Raw genomic sequence first — 16,889 nt, forward strand, 5'->3', positions numbered from 1 at the left:
GAATCGTCCTCGTCGGACCTCCGGAGACCGGCAAGGGTACCCAGGCCGCGTACCTTGCCAAGGACCTGGCGATCCTAGAGATTCATCCCCGCCCTGACGAAGGTGCACATCCGCCTGCCCGCCGGCCGTCCCCGCACCCGGCCCACTGCCGTGGCCGGAGCAATCCGCGTCCCACGGACAGTGGTGTGCGCGGGCGGCAGAGATCCGGCGCCGGCGCTCGCGCCTCGGTAGCCCTGACAAGCCACAATCGCCAGCACCGACAGGTCTGCCGATGCCCGCTCAGAACAGTGCCAGACCCTCGCCGCTGGTGTCTGCGATGACTGGCCGGGACTGGGCAGGGAGGCCGTCCAAGCGATCAGGACCGGCCGCGGCGGCCACGGCAGGGACCGTCTCGGCCAACCAGGCACGAAATCGCTCGGCGGCCTCGCGGTAGGGGACCCGCGCCAGGACACGGTGCTCGCCGGAGGGGCAGAAGTCGACGGCGACAGTGAACAGACAGGAACGGGAAGCCTGCCAACTGCCCGTCCAGGACACGCGCAGGACACCGCAGGGCTTGCGCCCGCCGGGTGCGCGGTGGGTGGGGCGCAGCGAGCGGCAGGCTATGTGGGCGGTCCATGCGGCGAGGTGTGGCAGGGGCAGGGTGGTGCGTGTGCGGCAGCCGGGGCAGCGGTGCCAGTGGCGGAGCCAGTCGTCTGTGTCGGTGTGGAAGAGGCGCCTGTAGCGGTTCGCCACGCGGATGTCGTTGCTGTACAGGTGGTCGGGGCGTTCTTGGGTGTTGCAGGACTGGCAGACGGGGGCGCGGACGTAGCCGTGTTCGTGGCAGTGATCGAGGACGGCGGCGGGCGCTGCGCGGCAGACGGCACACGCCCACCTGGCCACCGTGCGGGAGGTACCGGGCTTCCTGCTGAGCACCGAGTACAGCTGGCCTTCCAACTCCCCGTCGTACGGGCGCAGTGCGGCGGTGGGGACGTTTGGGCTCGTCGTCTGCGGACCGTCGGCGGCTCGGGCCTGCCGGGGGCGGGAAGGCGGCTCGGCGTCGGCTGCTCTTGCCTGGTGGGTTCGCGCGGCTTGCACCCACTGCGTTTCGGCGTGCTCGGCCGCATCGAGCAGCCTGACCACGGCGCGCGGCAGCCACCACGTCCGCTGCGTCCCGTCGCGGGTCTGCTCCACGAGCATCTGTCGCCAGTCGATCCCCGCCAGATGGTGAGGCCGGCTGACTTCACGTTGCGCTGCCCGCTCGGGGCCGCCCAGCTCCCGCAGTTCCCGCGTGATGCGCTGGCGCCAACGCAGCGGCGCTTCCTCGTGGCACTCCTGCCTCGGCGCCCCACCAAACGGGCCGATACGGACCAGGTCCTGCCTATCCATGCGCACCGCGTTCAGTTCCGCAGCCGCCCGACGCACCTCAGCCTCCGGAACACTCCACTGGCCACCGCTCGCCCTCACCGTCGCCACCACATGGCCGCCGAGCAGGACGTACCCCACCCGGGAATGGGCAGGAGAGCAGGTGAATGCCCCCGAAGCCGTCGGCACAGCACTGGCAGCCGTCAACTCGACCCACAAAGCGTCCGCGACGCCCAGGGCGATCAGGCCGTCCGTACGACCGGGCATGACACGCTCCGACATACCGACAGGCTAACGGCCCACAACGCGGCAACGGGCCTCCAGGCGCCTCGGTCAGCCAGGGCCGCGAGGGGTGATGATGTCGCAGCCTTCAGTGCTGCTGGCGGTGGCCAGCATGATTCCTTCCGGAGACAGCGCTGGCGGCCTGCGCCGGAACGTGGAGCGGCTTCGCTCCCGGGCGGGTGGAGCTCTGCCATATGAACAGATGCCACAACGTGCCGGTTTCCGACATTTGTTGAGTTTGAGGAGCAGGGGGGAGGAGGTTGTCGTGGCCCGCGCGGCGGCCGGCGCTTGGGGGCGAAATCCGTTCCGACTACTCCGACTGTTCCTTTTCGGCCAGTTCCTCTGGCGTGCCAACGAAGGCTCGACCGCAGCCCGGCGGGAGTCGTTCGACCACCATCGCGATGGCAGCCTCCGCGGTCGGGGCGGGGCCGACGCTCTGGGACCGTGAGGGCCCGCTGACGAGGAATCCGCCGCCCATCATCGGGGCGATGAACGGGACGTCCCAGGTCCAACGCAGTTCCGTGCACCGGCTGAAGTGCAGCTCGCCCATGCCGACCCAGGGGAACAGTTGCCGTAGTCGGGGCTCTGCGTAGGCGGCACGTAGCAACCGGCCGTCCACACGATGGGCAGTGAGCAGCTTCTGCCACGCGGCTTCGATGATGTCTTCCTCGGGTACGCCCTCCGTCATGTCTCGCATTCTGCTCGACACCGAAAGGTTTCGGCCAGCTCGCGGTGATAACTCTTGGCCCAGCTCAAGGTCGTCCCCTGACTCCGCTGCCCACGCTGGAACAGGATTAGCGCCCCCGCTCGGCCCACTCTCCCCAGCTGAGCGCCCGATTCGTGCGGGAAGCGATGCCCGCCTTCGCCGTCGCATCCAGCGTCTCCGCCAGCTCCTCGAAACTGCCCGGCCGAACGTCCAGCCAGGAGACTCAACACCTCCTCGCCGGTCCGGACCGCGAGCAACACCTCGCATCGCCACTGCGGTGACACTTCCGGTCGATGACCGAGCCAGTGCTCCATCGCCGCCGCTCCGCCGCCGGCGCCGGTGAGCAGGTCGGGGATGAGACTTCCGGTGGTCCTGCCGCCGAGGTGGAGGGAGATGTCGACGCTATCTTCTCCGCGCCCTGACCGAGACACGTCCCGCCGTCTCGATGAACTCGGTCTGGAAGCCGTCGGGCAACGCCTTGAGCCGGATCAGTCGGTGATCGATTGCCGGCACCCATCCGCGTTCACCGATGAGCGGCCAGCACTGCCGCGAGGCCCTCTTGTAGATCTTTGACGAAATACTCGGGAACCTCCAGCGACGGGAAATGTCCCCCGTTTTCAGGCGACCTCCATCGGACGATCTGTCGGTACCGCTCCCGTGCCCAGGCGCGCGGATACTTCTCAATGTCGCGGGGGTACACAGTGATTGCTGACGGGACGTCGACCCGCAGGTCGGGATCGAGCGAGTTGTGACTTTCGTAGTAAATGCGGGCCGACGACGCTCCGGTCCGCATCAGCCAATACAGGGTGACGTTGTCAAGAACGCGGTCTCTGGAAATCGTCTCGAACGGGCTGTCTTCGGTGTCCGACCACTCGGCGAACTTGTCGAGTATCCAGGCGAGAAGCCCGACCGGTGAGTCGACGAGCGAGTAGCCGATGGTCTGCGGTCGGGTCGCCTGCTGCTTCGCGTACGCCGCGCGGTGGCGCCAGAAATCGCGGGTTTCCTCGGTCCATTTGCGCTCGACCGCCGTCAGCCCGTCCGTCGTCAACCCGGGCGGCCCCTCCGCGAACGTCGTGTGGATGCCGAGAACGTGCGCCGGGAACCTGCCGCCGAGAACCGTGGTGATATTGCCTCCCCAGTCGCCGCCGTGGGCTGCGAACGTGCTGTAGCCGAGCCTTCCCATCAGTTCCACCCATGCGGCCGCGATCTTTTCGGTTCCCCACCCAGTAGTGGCCGGCTTGTCGCTGTAACCGAAGCCCGGTAGCGACGGGACCACGACATGGAACGCCGGCGCGTCCGCATCTTTCGGATCCGCCAGCTCGTCCACCACATCGATGAACTCGGCAATGCTGCCTGGCCAGCCGTGCGTCAAGATCAGAGGAGTGGCATCCGCGCGCGCGGATCGGCGGTGCAGGAAGTGGATTCCCAGATCATCAATGGTTGTGCGGAACTGGCCGATCCGGTTGAGGCGTTCTTCGAACGTCCGCCAGTTGTATTCGGTGCGCCAGTAGTTCACGACATCGACGAGGTCGGCGAGAGGGACGCCCTGTTCCCATCGGCGAGGGTCGGGCGCGGCGCGGTAGACCGTCTCGGCCTCCGGTAGCCGCGCCGCGGCGAGTCGCGCGCGCAGATCGTCGAGGTCGGCGTCAGTCGCGTGGGCTTCACATGCTTGCACGTCGCGGGTGGGACGGGGCATGAGACCTCCTGGCCATCGCAGAACCGGCTAAGACGGTTCTAGCAGTCGTCCGCGTCACGCCGCAACCGGCTAAGGTGGTTCCATGCGTGCTGAGTTCCCTGACTTCCGCCTCGGTAAGGTGCTGGCCACCAGCTTCACGGGGACTCTGTCGGAGCGTCATGGCGACGCCGTGGAGCGCATTCCCACGCCACAACGGCTCGTCGACTGGCTGGTGGTGAACGGCCTCGCCGTGGGCTCCTGCACCGCTGCCCAACTCGACCTCGCTCGGGAACTGAGGGAGTCGATTCACGCCGTCGCGACAGCGGCCGCGATCCAGGACGCTCTCCCTGCGTCGGCCGTCCAAGTCATCAATGACTGCAGCGCTCGGGGGCGGGCCGCGGCTGTCCTGACGCCCGAGGGGCAGCGGCGATGGCGGCTCAGCTCGGCTTCCCGCGTGGAAGACGCCCTCGGTGTGATCGCCGCCGACGCGATCAGTATCGTCGCAGGCGAACGCGACGGAAAACTGGCCTTGTGCGCCTCGCCGACCTGCCAAGCCGCCTTCTTCGACACCAGTCAAAGCCGCACCCGCAAATGGTGCGACATGAACACGTGCGGGAATCGCCAAAAGAAAGCGCGCTTCAATGCCAACCAGCGCAAAAACCTCAGAGCGGTGGATTGATCGTTGGTAGGACTCCGTTAGGTCTTCCTGTTCTGGGAGCCGGCCTGGCGGAAAGCGCGCACCTGCGACTCCTGCCACGCCACGATGCCCGCGTTGTGGGGCAGGACGAACGACACGGCCCCACCCGAGATGTCGGCTCGCAGCTCTCCGCCTCCCTGTGGCCGCGTACGCGGGCATGGATATCACGCCACTTGATGTCCGCATAGTTGTACAGCTTGGCGGTGACGGATGCGCCCTCGCCCGCCGCGGCGATCTCGTCGCGGCGGGCTGTCAGGAGCGCTGAGGCTGGTCAGTCGGACGTGCAGAACACCGCTGAAGCCGGTGTGCACGGCAAGCCGGGACCGCTTTGTGTCAGGGTCCGCCAAGACGGGGCGCACGTCGAAGAGAGCGGCGTCATCGCCGGCGCTGACCGGATCGTCAGGCGCGTCCGCCTCGCCGACCTCGGTGGGCGTCACGCGAGCGGAATGGCGCCGACCCCGGCCACCGTTTTCGCGTGCGGAACCTGCCCGGAGTCCCGCAGCCGGCCACCACCCGTTCCGCTTGGAAGGGCACTTCGCGACGCGGAGGCCGGCGGCCCTCAGGGGTTCGGGAGGAGGTCTTGGGCGACGAGGCTGTTGTAGATCTCCTCAAGGTGGGAGGGCACGGCCCGGGCGGGGTTGTCCCCCTTGGGGACGGGGACGATGACGCCGTCCAGAGGGTTGTCGTCGCGGGGCTTGTCCAACGTCAGGACTGCTCCGAAGCCGGGGGCGGCGGCGTCCCGGGCGGTGAGTGGGGGCACGTCCCAGCGCTGTTCGATGGTCTTGAGCACGGAGGTGTGGTCCAGCGGCACGCTGTCATCGGGAACGCGGAAGACGGTCCCGGGCTCGATGCGCGGGGAGATCAGCAAGGTGGGTACCCGTACCCCGAACCGGGTGAAGTCGAAATCGGCCTCTCCGGCCTCCTGAACGGGCGGTGTCGCGCCGGCGGGCGGCGGCACATGGTCGTAGCAGCCGCCGTGCTCGTCATAGGTGACGACCAGCAGGGTCTTGGCCCAGTCCGGCCCGGTGCGCAACGCGTTGTACACGTCGAGAATGAGCTGCTCACCCGCCGCGACATCATCGTTGGGATGTTGGCTGTTCCCGTCGTGTTTCCAGGCGGGCTCCAAGAAGGCGAACGCGGGCAGGGAGCCGTCGGCGGAGGCGTTCTTGAAGTCGATGAAGTGGCCGAAGTGCTGTGCATCGGCCTGCTGGGTGTCGGGGAAGTTGGCCATGGTCAGCGGCAGGAGGTTGTAGCCGTAGACGACCCAGTCGATCTCCTTGCCGCTGAGCCGGCCGAAGATGCTGGGCGTGTCGAACATCAGCCGGGTGTTCTTCACCTGGGCCATGCATGCCTTGTCGCTCACCAGGCCCAGGCTGGTCCCGGCAAGGGCGAAGCCGCGGTTGGGCAAGGTCTGGGTCGGCACCGAGCAGTACCAGTGATCGCATACCGCGTAGCCGCGGGCCAGTCCGGACAGTACGGGCAGGGCTTCCGGGGGGAAGCAGCCCATGATGTCGCTCGCGGTGACGCCCGGGGAGTTGCCTTGCCTGGTCGGGAACATCTCCGCGAAGTCGGTGACAAAGCCTTCGTTGGTCGCGGCGGGAGCAGGCGTGTCCACCTGTTGCGTACCGAACAGTTGGTTGTTGACGCGGTGATATTCCTCGCCGGGTATGGAGCCTGGCATGAAGTAGGCAGTGGGTTTGGTGTCGTCGATCCGAAAGACGGCGACCTTGCTGCCGTTCCCGTCCGGATTCGCCTCGGCACCGGTCAGACCTTCGAAGGGCTGGCCGGACGGGGAGCGGTTGTCCTGCTCGGTGTAGAGGAACCCGAGCATGTTGTCGAGGGAGCGGTTCTCGAGCATGAGGACCACGAGGTGGTCGATCTGGCCCAGAAGCGCGGAGTCCGACGGCATCTGGCACCTCCCGCGGATCAGGCGGTCCGGAGGGTCCAGGCCGCGCCGACTGAAAAGGGTTCCAGTCCCACCGTAGGTCCCAGGCCCCGCCCCCTGCTCAGTGGCGTCGGTGACTCCCTGATGACCGTTGGATCCGCTCCCTGTGCGCCATGCCGGCGAATCAAGCCCGAGGGCCGGGAAGGCCGCCGGATGTCGGGGGACGGTGAGTGCCATGAAGTATCTCGCCCATGTCTGCTCGATCGTTCCACCGCACATCGTCGACGCCCTGGCCGACTCCGACGATCCTGAGGTGCGCGAGGTTGGCCTGCGCACCAGGGAACTCGACGACCAGCAGCGTCAGCAGCGACTGCGGGCAGTCCCGATCGAGGCGCCCGCCGTGCCACCGTTCGTCACCGACCAGCCTGACCGCACCGTCTTCGACGCCGGCCAGAGCACGGACCTGCCGGGCAACCGCACCAGGGGTGAGCAGGACACGCCGACCACCGACCAGGCAGTCAACGAGGCGTTCGATGGCCTGGGAAGTACATTCACGTTCTACTACGACGTCTTCCAGCGTCGCTCCATCGACGGCGCGGGGCTTCCGCTCGATGCCACCGTCCACTACGGCCAGAACTTCAACAACGCTCTCTGGAACGGCCGGCAGATGGTCTTCGGCGACGGGAACCGGAAAACCCTCCAGAACTTCACCGCGAGCCTGGACGTCATCGCGCACGAGCTGACGCACGGCGTCACCATGTACTCCGGGGGTCTGGACTACCAGGGCCAGTCCGGCGCCCTCAACGAGTCGATCTCCGACGTCTTCGGCTCGCTGGCCAAGCAGTACACGCTGCGGCAGACCGCCGAGGACGCTGACTGGCTGATCGGGGACGGCGTCCTCGTCTCCGGTATCAACGGTGTGGCACTGCGTTCCATGAAGGCCCCCGGCACCGCCTACGACGACCCGCTGATGGGCAAGGACCCACAGCCCGCGGTGATGGCCGACTATGTGAACACCCTGCGTGACTCCGGCGGGGTGCACATCAACTCGGGCATCCCCAACCACGCGTTCTACCTGGTGGCCATGGCGCTCGGCGGCTATGCCTGGGAGAAGGCCGGACGCATCTGGTACCAGACGCTCACCTCGGGCACGCTGCCTTCCGACGCCGACTTCCCGACGTTCGCTCAAGCCACCACGGCGACCGCACACACCTTGTACGGGCCGGGAACCGAGGAGGACGCGGTGCGCAAGGCATGGGGGCAGGTCGGTGTCAACGGCAATGGCTGATCCCGAACTCCCGTACCGTGCAGGCGCTCCATGCACATCCGAGTGACCCGGAGCGGCGGCTTCGCCGGTCTCACGCTCCACGCAGAACTGGAGACCAGCGGCCGTCCCGACGCGGCTGAACTGGAACGCCTCGCAACGGATGCGGTGACCGCCGCCGAACCCGAGTCGTCGCCCGTCGTTCCCGACGGCTTCGAGTACGAGATCACCGTGGACGACCACACCGCACACTGCGCGGACCCCCACCTGACCGACGCCCAGCGCCAGCTCTTCGAGCGATTGCTCCACGAAGGTGCCTGACCTGACTGTTCCGTTGCCGGAGACGCGTCACAGTGAACTGCGGACCACTGAGCGGGTCCGCAGAGCGTCAACCGCGACCGCCTCCGAGGGGCACCGGCCGACGACGGGTGACAGGCCCACGGCTCCCGCGTGATCACGGCCGGATTCGGCTTCCTCGCAATGAAGAGGGGCATGCGCGAGAACGCCCGCCCCGGCGGCACCGAGAGGGCCACGTTCGTCAACGCGTGGCGGGGTCGCGACATCCAAACGAGTGAGGGAGGGCGCAGTCTCCGTGTCAGCGGGCAGGCGCCCTGCATGACACCGTCGATACGTTCATCCTTGCCGCCGACGAATGCCCCCCTTGAGTCGAACGCGGCGACGACCTCCGGTCGTGCCGGCGACGGGCTGACGTCGTCCCCTGCGCCGTCCGCCCAAGCCGCGAGCCCGTGCTCACGGTCGACGTTCCCGGTGAGTACGCTCCTCCAGCGCGGCCCTGCCCGACCCACCACCGGGCTCCCCGGGCGTGCCCTGGCCAATCGAGCCGATGTGCAAAGGCTGGTGGCCGAGTTCTGCGCCTGCGCCGCCGAGGACGAACTGCTCGCCCCCGTCTTCGCCGGTATGGGCACGCCGCTGATACGCCACGTCGAGGCCGTCACCGACTTCTGGTGCTGCGAGCTGCTGGACGAACCCTCACCCAGCCGGGATCTGCTGGCGGTTCACCAGAATGTGCATGCCGCACACCCGTTAAGCGCTCGTCACTTCGAACGCTGGTTGGCCCTATGGCAGGACAGCGTTGATGCCACCTTCGTCGGCCCGGCCGCCGACCGGGCCAAGACCCTGGCCGTGAACATCGCGCACTCGATGCGCATCCTTCTGGCCGGGTAGCCCTCGCGACGTCATCGGCGGCTCGTCGGAGAGGGCCTGGGGCCGAAGCGGTGGCGGCAGCAGGCCGAGCACGGGCCGGTGGGGGACGGTGAAGTCGCCGTTGCCATCGCCAGGAGGCGTCACCGGGACCGAGGCGATGGTAGCGGGCAAGCTCGTAGTCGTAGCGTGTGGTGCTGAGGGCGGTTGTTGTCGAGGTGCCCCCGGAGCGTGGACACAGGGGGGCATGCTGCACGGGTGAGTCTTCGTTCTCTCTGGTGTTGCTGTTCGGACTCGGTAGGCGAGAGGCAGCCAAGGGCGCTGTGATTCCTTCGAGCGTCGTAGTAGGCCAGCCATGGGAAGATCTCCAGCCTTGTTCGGGCCGGGTGTACGGCATCGGGAGTGGGGACGCAGCGGCGCGCATTGCGCGTCCAGGGGGCGTACGTCGTGTGGGCTGGCCGGTGGCACATGCAGTCGCGGGCCGGGCGCGAGGATTGCATCCGTGCGCCGGTGGCGGGGGATTGCCTTCGCCCGCGGGCCGGGGTCGACTGGACAGAGCCGGCCGCTTCCCGCGCTGGGAGCGCGAGAGATGCCCGGTGACGTGAATGCCCTGCTGCGCGAAGGCAAGCATCAGGCTGGCCACAGCCGAGATCGCCGGGGAGTCCCGCGCGCCAACCACCCACGGTTCTCTCCCGTGTGAGGCGCCTCGCTGCCCCTGGGCGAGGTCCGTGAGACGTCGGATCCCGGCCGTCACCGGCGGTGCAGCGCCTCCTGATCGCGGCGGGCTGCCCAGACCTAGCTCAGAGGTATGCGTGTGGTGTGCAGCGTGGCGTCCGGAGCGCCGGACCGTGCTCCTGACCTGTCGAGGCTGACTGCCAGCACTCCCCAGGTGACCGGTGTCGTGCACAGGGTCGGTGTCATCATGGCCGAACTGGCGGAGGCAACCGTTCCGCTGTCGCTGACGGACCTCACCCACCGCACCGGCCTACCCAAGACCACGGTCCACCGGCTGCTGGCATCGATGTGCGACGCGGGACTGGTGCGACGCGCGGGTGCCGGATTCCTGCTCGCCCTGGCCGCGCCCCGGGTCGGCGTCCCCGCCCGGCCGTCCTTCGCTCTGCCTCGACGGTGGTATCTGCCCCATCTGGTCGAGCTCTACGAGAGGACGCACCAGATGGTCGGCCTGGGCGTACTCGTGGGAGACGAAGTGGAGTTCATCGAGCGGATCTACGGGCCCGACCGACTCGACGACGGAGCGGAGGACGTCGACCGGCTCCCGGCCGCGCTGACGGCCGCGGGCCGCGTGCTGCTGGCGTTTGCGCAGGCCGAGCGGCCGCTCCGACCAGGCACGGCAACCGCGGGCGCGGGGCTGGCGCGGTCCCTGGCCGACATCCGACGGCGCCGGATCGCCGTCCACGCCGACGCCTCGGACGCTGGGGCGTTCCGTGCCGCCGCTCCGGTGACCGACCGCGCCGGCCGGGTCGTGGCCGCGGTGGAGATCGGCGGCGGAGGTTGCCCGGGTGTGTGCGTGACCATGCTGGTCGAGCAGGTCCGCCGGACCGCACATGCCCTGACGGCCGCGGCCCGCTGCCTGAACTGACCCAGGCGGACCGGCCACCGACCCGGCGGCGGGGTCAGCCGCCGGCGATCACGACGAGGATCTCCGCCGTTTCCCCGTCCCGCAGCAGCAATGCCTGGCAGTAGCCGACGTGTCCTCGGCGGCCGCTGTGGCGGGCGGCGTCCCCACCCGTTCCCTTGAGCGGAACACTCATACCTTGAAGATGGCGTCGTCCGCAGGTGTGTTCCGCTCTGCGGAACAGCCTGTTTGCGGGATTGCCGGGCGGCTCTACTCTCTGGACGTTGACGGAAAATCGGCGCGCACGGGGGACCTCCGCATGAGGTTCGTACGGTGCGGATGCTCTCGTGGTGCCGGCGATTCCGGTACCGCACAGCCCCGGCACGCCTGCATAGAAGGAAGTTCGCGGAGACTGAAAAGGGTTGCCGCGCACGGTCGGTAGGGCTTTGCGCCGTAGAGCACCGTCCGGCGCGACGCAGAGCCGGAAGGTGTCGTGGGCGCACTCCAGGCAGTACGCGTTGGGCTCGGGACGGGAACGACGCCGTGACGTGACCGACGACTACGCAAGAAGGTGACGGCATGTCCCCACATGTGACGGGGCAGCAGGATGAACTGCCCAAGTTCCTCACCGAGTACGCGGCTACCCGCGGTGCGAGCAGGATCCTGCCCCGTTTCCTGGGGGGCCGGCCCCCGGCCACCAGGTGCATCGGCGAGGTATGGCACGTCGCGGCGGAGCGGAACCCGTCCCAACTGCTGATTGCCGACCGGCCGCCGGACATCGACCCCGAGGGTCCGCCGACCCGGACGCTGACGCAATGGGCATCCCTGGTTGATGAGACTGCTGCCTGGCTCCACCAGCTGGGCGTGCGGGCATGGGACCGCGTGGCCATCCTCAAGGCCAACCACTTCGACCTGCTGGTCCTCTCGTCGGCCGCGGCGCGGATCGGCGCCGTCCCGGCACCGCTGTCCGGCGTGTACGGTCCACCAGTGGACGGCACGCCGATCTGCCACATCCTGCTCAGCCGCCTGGAACGGCCGTTCCTGGTCACCGACCGGGCCCATCTCGAACGCTGCGCTCTCGATCCGACCGCCGTCGCCAGGCTGACCCGGCGGACGGTCTGTGTCGATGGCACCGACGGCCGACGTGATCTGGTGGACCTGGCGAGCCTGCGCGGTGGGTCCGTGCCGGCCACTCGGCTGCGGGCGACCGACGAGCCGATGTGGGTGACGCACACATCGGGTACCACCGGTGTGCCCAAGCTCGTGATGCATTCCGCGACGTCGGTACACGGCATGGCCTTGGTCGAGTCCGAGCGTTGGCCGCTGTGGATGGGCCCGCAGGACACCTGGGCGTTCTGCGACCCCTTCTGGCACGAGCGGGTGATGGCCAATCAGCTCACGGTGGCGACCATCGGGCTGCGCATGATCATGCTCTCCGACGCCACGTCGCCGGCGGTACACCGACTCCTGACGGAGCACCGGCCGACCGTCGTGGAGGCCATGCCCAATATGTACCTTTCCTGGGAGGGTATGGCGCGCGAGGCGGCCCGCCCCTTCGGGAACGTGAGGCTGTTCCTCAACTCGTTCGACGCGATCCACACCCGCACCATCCGCGCCTTCCTGGATGCCAGCGACCGTCGCCTGGCGCTGTGGATCCAGGCATGGAGCCAGAGCGAATGCGGCCCGATCGCACTGCGGCCGTACGTGCGCCGGTCGGTGCGCAAGCGCGGCAAGCGGCCCCCGGTCAACCAGAGTCTGGGTTGGCCGATTCCGTCATACGGCAAGATCCGGGCCGTGGACCCGACATCCGGGCGCCCGCTGCGCCGGGGCGAAGTCGGCCTCATCGAGTTCTCCCAACCAGGCCGCTGCCTGGCCTATATCGGAGAGCAGGACCGTCACGAACTCAAACGCAACGGAGAATGGTGGAACACCGGAGACCTCGGTGTGATCAACCGGTTCGGGGCGGTCCGGCTGATCGACCGGGAGATCGACCAGATCGCCGGCGGCAGTGCCATCGAGTTCGAGGACGTGCTGCTGGACCGGCTGCCCCAACTGACCGAAATCGCGATCCTGCCTGCCGCCCAGCAGCCGCCCGTCCCGGTCTACAGCACCTCGGGCGATGCTCCCCTCGATCCCGGCGAGTGGCAGCGGGCGACCAGGGACCTGCCGGAGCTGGCGGCGCCGGTCCGCATCCGCTGGGACGAGTTCCCGCGGACCGGCACCTGGAAGATCGCCAGGGTCCAGCTGCGGGAGAAGCTGATGCCCGGTGCCCGGCCCGTCGGCACGGGCCGCTGGACCTGATCGGGCTCCGGGACGGCGTGGAGGCTGTCGTGCCAGAGTCCAGCGGAACACGCAGCGGATTCGGCAGGGTCGACGCGGCCGATCGGCCCGCTGTACTGATCGGATGCCTTGACGGGTTTGCGGCTCTGCCGGGGGTACAGGCGGCCAAGCAACGCTCGTTCGCGATGGCCAGCAAGGCTCTTGAGAGGGAGCCGGTGCTGGATGTGGGGTGTGGAACCGGCACCGACCTGGTCCTGTGGGGCCGGCAGTGCGGCGCCCGCCCCGTCGGAGTCGATCTCAGTCACCAGATGCTCACCGAAGCACGCGCCCGCGCAGGCGATTGCTCGGTGATGCAGGCGCACTCGCATCATCTTCCGTTCAGAGACGGGGTCTTTGCGGCTGTCCGCGGTGAGCGACTGCTGCTGCACGACACCGATCCGAGCGCCGCGGTGGCGGAGATGGCGCGAGTGGTGCGCCCAGGGGGCTGCGTCGTCCTGGTCGAACCCGACATGGAGGAGGCAGCAGCAACCTGCCCCACCCTCTACACCGAGTCGGGCTCGCTGACCGCGTGGGTGCGCAGCAGTTTCGCCCAGCCACGGTCCGGAAGCGCAGCACGCCGACTTCTGCGCGAGCACGGACTGGTATCCGTGCAGAGCGAAGTGCACCGCGAGAGATGCGATGCGGAAACGGCCGACACCGTGCTGCAGTTGCGCGCCTGCGCTTTGTGGGCGCATGAGTCCCGAGGAGCACCGCCCGGCCAGCTACGACGGTGGCTGTCCGACCTCCACGAGCGCGACAGCGGCTCGGCGCCCTTCTGCACGGTTCCGATCCACGTCGCCTCGGCGACCAGGCCGACGAGCTGAGGGAGAAGAGCGTGGCCAGGTACTCCACAGTCGAATTCCCCTATGACTCCAGTCACTTCACCTCTCTTCAGCTCCATCCGGTCGCCGCGGTGCGGATCATGCTTGCCGGCTGGACCGCGTGGACAGCCCAGCATGCGGTGGCCTTCCCCACCATGATCCGCGAACACCATGCCGGGTTCGCGGTGACGGGGATTCGACTTGCCTACCAGGAGCCGTTCGGCTTCCTGGACGGCGAACGGCTCACCGCGACCACCACCAGCAGCCTGCTACGGCAGCGCAACCTGATGGAGACCACCACGCACATCAGCGCGGACGGCCGCCAACTGGCCGTTGTGACAATGCGCTGCCGGGCCCTGGCCGTCGATGTGGCACGGGCCATGGCGGCGACCCCGCAGGCACTTCCTCCCAGCCTCACCGGCCACTACCAACCCGATGAGATCGACGACCAGGCGGCCTTCACCGATGAGCTCACTCCACTGCTCGACCGCCTGGCCGCCACCGCCCCGGCCCTGGTGCAGGCCAGTTACACACGGCTGATCGATCGGCAGGTCTGCGAGGCCGCCGACCAGTGGTGCTTCGTCGACGTCACCGGATTGATCGGCAGCAGTCGCGAGCATCTCATCGACACACTCGCCGACACGCAACCCCTGCTTCGCGAAGGACTGCGCCGCCGCATCAGCCACCTTGAATTCCGCCTCAGGCGGCCCCTGTTCCTGCACGACCGGACCACCATCGACACCTCATTGCACCAAGACGGAACGCGGTTCGCCTTCGCCCACCGCATCAGCGGTGACGACGGCCACCTGCACGGCGAAGCCGTCGAGATCCTGGATGCGCAGCCGTGAACCGGGAACTGATCGGCGCCGTGGCCGCAGACACCGACCGTCGGCTGCACCGCCTTCTCGACACCCGCGTCAACCCAGGCGCTGCGGCTCGCGACGCCGCCGCGGCCCCGCTCCAAGCGGAACTCCTGCAGGAGGCCGCCCGGCACGGCCTGTTCCACTGCGCCCTGCCCACCAACGTCTGTACCGGTCACGGATTCGCTCCGGTGCGCTGGGGCCTGGTCCTCGAACATATCGGCTATCGCTGCACCGACCTGTCCTTCCCCCTCCTGGTCTACCTGACCGCGGGAACCATCCGCCGCCTGCACCACGACCAACGCACCGATCTGCTGGAGCCGTTGACAGACGGAGGCCGTCTCCCCCTGATCGGGTTCGCGTACACCGAACAACGAGACCCCTTCGATTTCCGCGGCAGCCTCAGCCGTCGCGGCGACACGATCACCGTGACCACGGAGAAGAGCATCGTGGCCGGCGCACGGATACTCGATGCGTTCCTCACCTACGTCCCCGACGCACAAGGCCGCCCCACCGCTGTGCTGCTCCACCGCACGGACCCGGGCGTCAGCATCGCCCCGCTTGCCGTCAGCGGATTCCGCTCGGCCGGGTTCGGCACTGTGCGCGCCACGGACACCGCGGTGCCTTGCGACCGCATCGTCGACACCGACGGCCTGGCCCACGCGCAAAGGATTCTCAACGCCGAGGCCGCCTTCTTCGTCGCCGCCCCGACCGGGCGGATGCGGGCCATCGCCGAAGCCTGCGCCATGCACGTCGCCGCCACCGAACGGCACGACACCCCACTGGCCGACTATCCCAACGTCCAGAGCCTGCTCGGCCGCATGCACGCTACCGTCGAATCCTGCCGGGCCACCCTCTACCAGGCGTTGGAGGCATACGGCGAGGACGATTCCCTGTGGTCACCTCTCTCGTGGATCGCCAAGTACACCGTCGGACAACACGCGCTGACAGTCGCGGCCATGGCACAGCGCCTGACCGGCACCCAAGGCTTTCTGGACACCAGTCCTTGCGCACGTCACCTTCGGGACTTCTCCGGCCTTCTGGCCGGCGGCAACCCCCAGGAGAAGGTCGAAATCGACCTCGGCGTGCACCTCACTCAGACAATCAGGCCCACCCTGCGGGAGCCGGGAGAGTGACACCGTGAAGATCCACGTGAGCGGCATCTTGCGCAAGTACGTCGACTACCGCAAGGACCTGACCTACGACGCCCCCACCGTCCGTGCCGGCCTGGAGCAACTCTGTTCCGAGTACCCCCAGCTGGCGACGATCCTGTTCGAGGGCAACGGCGACATCAGTGCCGTCCACCGCCTGTTCCTCAACGGCAACCGGTTGGCATCGGACACCCTCGACGAACCCACCGCGGCCGACGACACGATCGACATCATCACCGCCATCGCCGGAGGCTCCCGCCGATAGAACTCGCCATCGCCGAGAGCCGCGCAGCCCAGAGCACCCGCACTCGCCACAGTTGTTCATGTTCCGGCCGTCATGGTCGAGCAGCGCTTCGAGCGGATCGGTGCTCGTCTTGCCCGTGTCGTGGACGTCGGTCCAAAGGCCCGTGCTCGCCCTCGTCCCGAGAACAGCCAGCGGCGTCCCGGCCAGCAGCACGGCACCCGGCACCCCGGGGCCGCGGCTCACGCGGGCCTCCGCCGTGCCGCCCGACTCGGCGCCACCGTGAGCCTGTTCATGGATCACGTGCGGTGGTGGGGGGACGTCCTGGCGGAGGACCTCTTCGGCCCGGACGTCGCCGCCCGCTGGATGGCGGCCCGCTCCGCGGTGGACCGGCCGGGCGTGTGGAGGGTCGGGGGCGACACGACCTGGGGCGCCGACGGTCGCGCCCCTTCCCGGCCCTGGTGACCCCGCTCGCCGCGGCCGCGGCATCCACCGGCCCACCGGTATCCGATCGCTCCTGGCTTGTCGGCGATGACGGGATGAGGGCGCGTCAGGCACCGCCCGATTGTTTCCATTCGGTCTTTGTGTGGAGATTTCGAAAAGGTCGCTGATAGGTTTGTATATGTGGTGAAGGCCGCGGCGTGGCTGGGGGGGTGCGGGATGGCAGTTGCGTCTGCGGCGGCTGCGTCACCCCGCGCGAGCCACACGCAGAGTGCGGAGGGGACACGGAGTGACAGGGGCTGGGCAGGGGCCAGGTAGCCCGGATGAGATCCACGGGCCGTCGGGCCGCCGGCGGATCGCGCGTCGGGAGCCTCTCGCCAGTGAAGGGAGCGGCGTCCCGGCACCCACGTCCACAGACCCCGAACGCACGTTGCAGCTGAGGGTCGAACCGCCTGCACCGACCGGCGAG

Annotated in this window: 16 protein-coding genes and 1 pseudogene; 12 read left to right on the plus strand and 5 right to left on the minus strand. The window is 68.5% G+C overall.

Translation table 11 applies throughout. The features are described 5' to 3' along the window. Positions 1 to 2: 2 nt before the first annotated feature. A pseudogene (locus JNO44_RS07050) lies at positions 3 to 83 on the plus strand (adenylate kinase); the annotation flags it as partial. A gap of 196 nt (positions 84 to 279) precedes the next feature. Here JNO44_RS07050 and JNO44_RS07055 read toward each other — a convergent pair. The 3 genes from JNO44_RS07055 to JNO44_RS07065 all read right to left on the minus strand — a co-directional run bounded on the left by JNO44_RS07055 (position 280) and on the right by JNO44_RS07065 (position 4,025). Beyond that, positions 280 to 1,623, minus strand: a complete 1,344-nt coding sequence (locus JNO44_RS07055; protein WP_205362336.1) for an endonuclease domain-containing protein — start codon at positions 1,621 to 1,623, stop codon at positions 280 to 282. A 310-nt stretch (positions 1,624 to 1,933) separates the two neighbouring features. After that, positions 1,934 to 2,311, minus strand: a complete 378-nt coding sequence (locus JNO44_RS07060; protein WP_235092569.1) for a DUF6193 family natural product biosynthesis protein — start codon at positions 2,309 to 2,311, stop codon at positions 1,934 to 1,936. A 541-nt stretch (positions 2,312 to 2,852) separates the two neighbouring features. Continuing rightward, positions 2,853 to 4,025 carry an epoxide hydrolase family protein gene (locus JNO44_RS07065; RefSeq protein ID WP_205362338.1) on the minus strand — a complete coding sequence of 391 codons (1,173 nt, stop codon included), beginning with the start codon at positions 4,023 to 4,025 and terminating at the stop codon, positions 2,853 to 2,855. Between the two features lie 82 nt (positions 4,026 to 4,107). Between JNO44_RS07065 and JNO44_RS07070 the strand changes: the two genes are divergently transcribed. Next, entirely contained in the window at positions 4,108 to 4,683 is a 576-nt protein-coding gene (locus JNO44_RS07070) for a CGNR zinc finger domain-containing protein (protein WP_205362340.1), read from the plus strand. Between the two features lie 577 nt (positions 4,684 to 5,260). Here JNO44_RS07070 and JNO44_RS07075 read toward each other — a convergent pair. Then, positions 5,261 to 6,610: an alkaline phosphatase family protein gene (locus tag JNO44_RS07075; RefSeq protein WP_205362342.1), complete on the minus strand. Its 1,350-nt coding sequence runs from the start codon at positions 6,608 to 6,610 to the stop codon at positions 5,261 to 5,263. A gap of 211 nt (positions 6,611 to 6,821) precedes the next feature. On the opposite strand from JNO44_RS07075, the gene JNO44_RS07080 reads away from it, so the two are divergent. From JNO44_RS07080 to JNO44_RS07095, 4 genes are all read left to right on the plus strand, one after another. Further along, positions 6,822 to 7,874 (plus strand): M4 family metallopeptidase, encoded by a 1,053-nt coding sequence (locus JNO44_RS07080; protein WP_205362344.1) that lies wholly within the window; start codon positions 6,822 to 6,824, stop codon positions 7,872 to 7,874. Between the two features lie 30 nt (positions 7,875 to 7,904). Beyond that, positions 7,905 to 8,171: a protealysin inhibitor emfourin gene (locus JNO44_RS07085; RefSeq protein WP_205362346.1), complete on the plus strand. Its 267-nt coding sequence runs from the start codon at positions 7,905 to 7,907 to the stop codon at positions 8,169 to 8,171. A gap of 537 nt (positions 8,172 to 8,708) precedes the next feature. Beyond that, positions 8,709 to 9,035 (plus strand): group III truncated hemoglobin, encoded by a 327-nt coding sequence (locus JNO44_RS07090; RefSeq protein WP_205362348.1) that lies wholly within the window; start codon positions 8,709 to 8,711, stop codon positions 9,033 to 9,035. Between the two features lie 877 nt (positions 9,036 to 9,912). Then, a complete protein-coding gene (locus tag JNO44_RS07095; RefSeq protein WP_205362350.1) occupies positions 9,913 to 10,611 on the plus strand; it encodes an IclR family transcriptional regulator in 699 nt (232 codons plus the stop codon). A gap of 34 nt (positions 10,612 to 10,645) precedes the next feature. On the opposite strand, the gene JNO44_RS07100 is transcribed toward JNO44_RS07095, so the two are convergent. Continuing rightward, positions 10,646 to 10,783 (minus strand): hypothetical protein, encoded by a 138-nt coding sequence (locus JNO44_RS07100; protein WP_205362351.1) that lies wholly within the window; start codon positions 10,781 to 10,783, stop codon positions 10,646 to 10,648. 383 nt (positions 10,784 to 11,166) lie between these two features. Between JNO44_RS07100 and JNO44_RS07105 the strand changes: the two genes are divergently transcribed. The 6 genes from JNO44_RS07105 to JNO44_RS07130 all read left to right on the plus strand — a co-directional run bounded on the left by JNO44_RS07105 (position 11,167) and on the right by JNO44_RS07130 (position 16,444). Continuing rightward, complete coding sequence (locus tag JNO44_RS07105; protein ID WP_205362352.1) at positions 11,167 to 12,888, plus strand: class I adenylate-forming enzyme family protein; 1,722 nt, start codon at positions 11,167 to 11,169, stop codon at positions 12,886 to 12,888. Between the two features lie 29 nt (positions 12,889 to 12,917). After that, positions 12,918 to 13,730 (plus strand): methyltransferase domain-containing protein, encoded by an 813-nt coding sequence (locus JNO44_RS07110; protein ID WP_205362353.1) that lies wholly within the window; start codon positions 12,918 to 12,920, stop codon positions 13,728 to 13,730. 11 nt (positions 13,731 to 13,741) lie between these two features. After that, positions 13,742 to 14,575 (plus strand): hotdog family protein, encoded by an 834-nt coding sequence (locus JNO44_RS07115; protein ID WP_205362354.1) that lies wholly within the window; start codon positions 13,742 to 13,744, stop codon positions 14,573 to 14,575. Beyond that, entirely contained in the window at positions 14,572 to 15,723 is a 1,152-nt protein-coding gene (locus JNO44_RS07120) for an acyl-CoA dehydrogenase family protein (protein WP_205362355.1), read from the plus strand. The genes JNO44_RS07115 and JNO44_RS07120 overlap by 4 nt, the downstream gene beginning before the upstream one ends. A gap of 4 nt (positions 15,724 to 15,727) precedes the next feature. Continuing rightward, the gene (locus JNO44_RS07125; protein WP_205362356.1) at positions 15,728 to 16,003 is read left to right on the plus strand and encodes a MoaD/ThiS family protein; all 276 of its coding nucleotides are present in this window, start codon (positions 15,728 to 15,730) and stop codon (positions 16,001 to 16,003) included. Between the two features lie 270 nt (positions 16,004 to 16,273). Continuing rightward, positions 16,274 to 16,444 (plus strand): hypothetical protein, encoded by a 171-nt coding sequence (locus tag JNO44_RS07130; protein ID WP_205362357.1) that lies wholly within the window; start codon positions 16,274 to 16,276, stop codon positions 16,442 to 16,444. Positions 16,445 to 16,889: the final 445 nt, after the last annotated feature.

Source organism: Streptomyces noursei (genome assembly GCF_016917755.1).
Classification (GTDB): Bacteria; Actinomycetota; Actinomycetes; order Streptomycetales; family Streptomycetaceae; genus Streptomyces; species Streptomyces yunnanensis.

Excerpts from the sequence above, each read along its gene's own strand:
- JNO44_RS07080 (WP_205362344.1), top strand. The coding sequence starts at position 6,822 with ATGAAGTATCTCGCCCATGTCTGCTCGATCGTTCCACCGCACATCGTC.
- JNO44_RS07100 (WP_205362351.1), bottom strand. The coding sequence starts at position 10,783 with ATGAGTGTTCCGCTCAAGGGAACGGGTGGGGACGCCGCCCGCCACAGC.
- JNO44_RS07055 (WP_205362336.1), bottom strand. The coding sequence starts at position 1,623 with ATGTCGGAGCGTGTCATGCCCGGTCGTACGGACGGCCTGATCGCCCTG.
- JNO44_RS07070 (WP_205362340.1), top strand. The coding sequence starts at position 4,108 with ATGCGTGCTGAGTTCCCTGACTTCCGCCTCGGTAAGGTGCTGGCCACC.
- JNO44_RS07065 (WP_205362338.1), bottom strand. The coding sequence starts at position 4,025 with ATGCCCCGTCCCACCCGCGACGTGCAAGCATGTGAAGCCCACGCGACT.
- JNO44_RS07060 (WP_235092569.1), bottom strand. The coding sequence starts at position 2,311 with ATGACGGAGGGCGTACCCGAGGAAGACATCATCGAAGCCGCGTGGCAG.
- JNO44_RS07085 (WP_205362346.1), top strand. The coding sequence starts at position 7,905 with ATGCACATCCGAGTGACCCGGAGCGGCGGCTTCGCCGGTCTCACGCTC.
- JNO44_RS07130 (WP_205362357.1), top strand. The coding sequence starts at position 16,274 with ATGGATCACGTGCGGTGGTGGGGGGACGTCCTGGCGGAGGACCTCTTC.
- JNO44_RS07105 (WP_205362352.1), top strand. The coding sequence starts at position 11,167 with ATGTCCCCACATGTGACGGGGCAGCAGGATGAACTGCCCAAGTTCCTC.
- JNO44_RS07075 (WP_205362342.1), bottom strand. The coding sequence starts at position 6,610 with ATGCCGTCGGACTCCGCGCTTCTGGGCCAGATCGACCACCTCGTGGTC.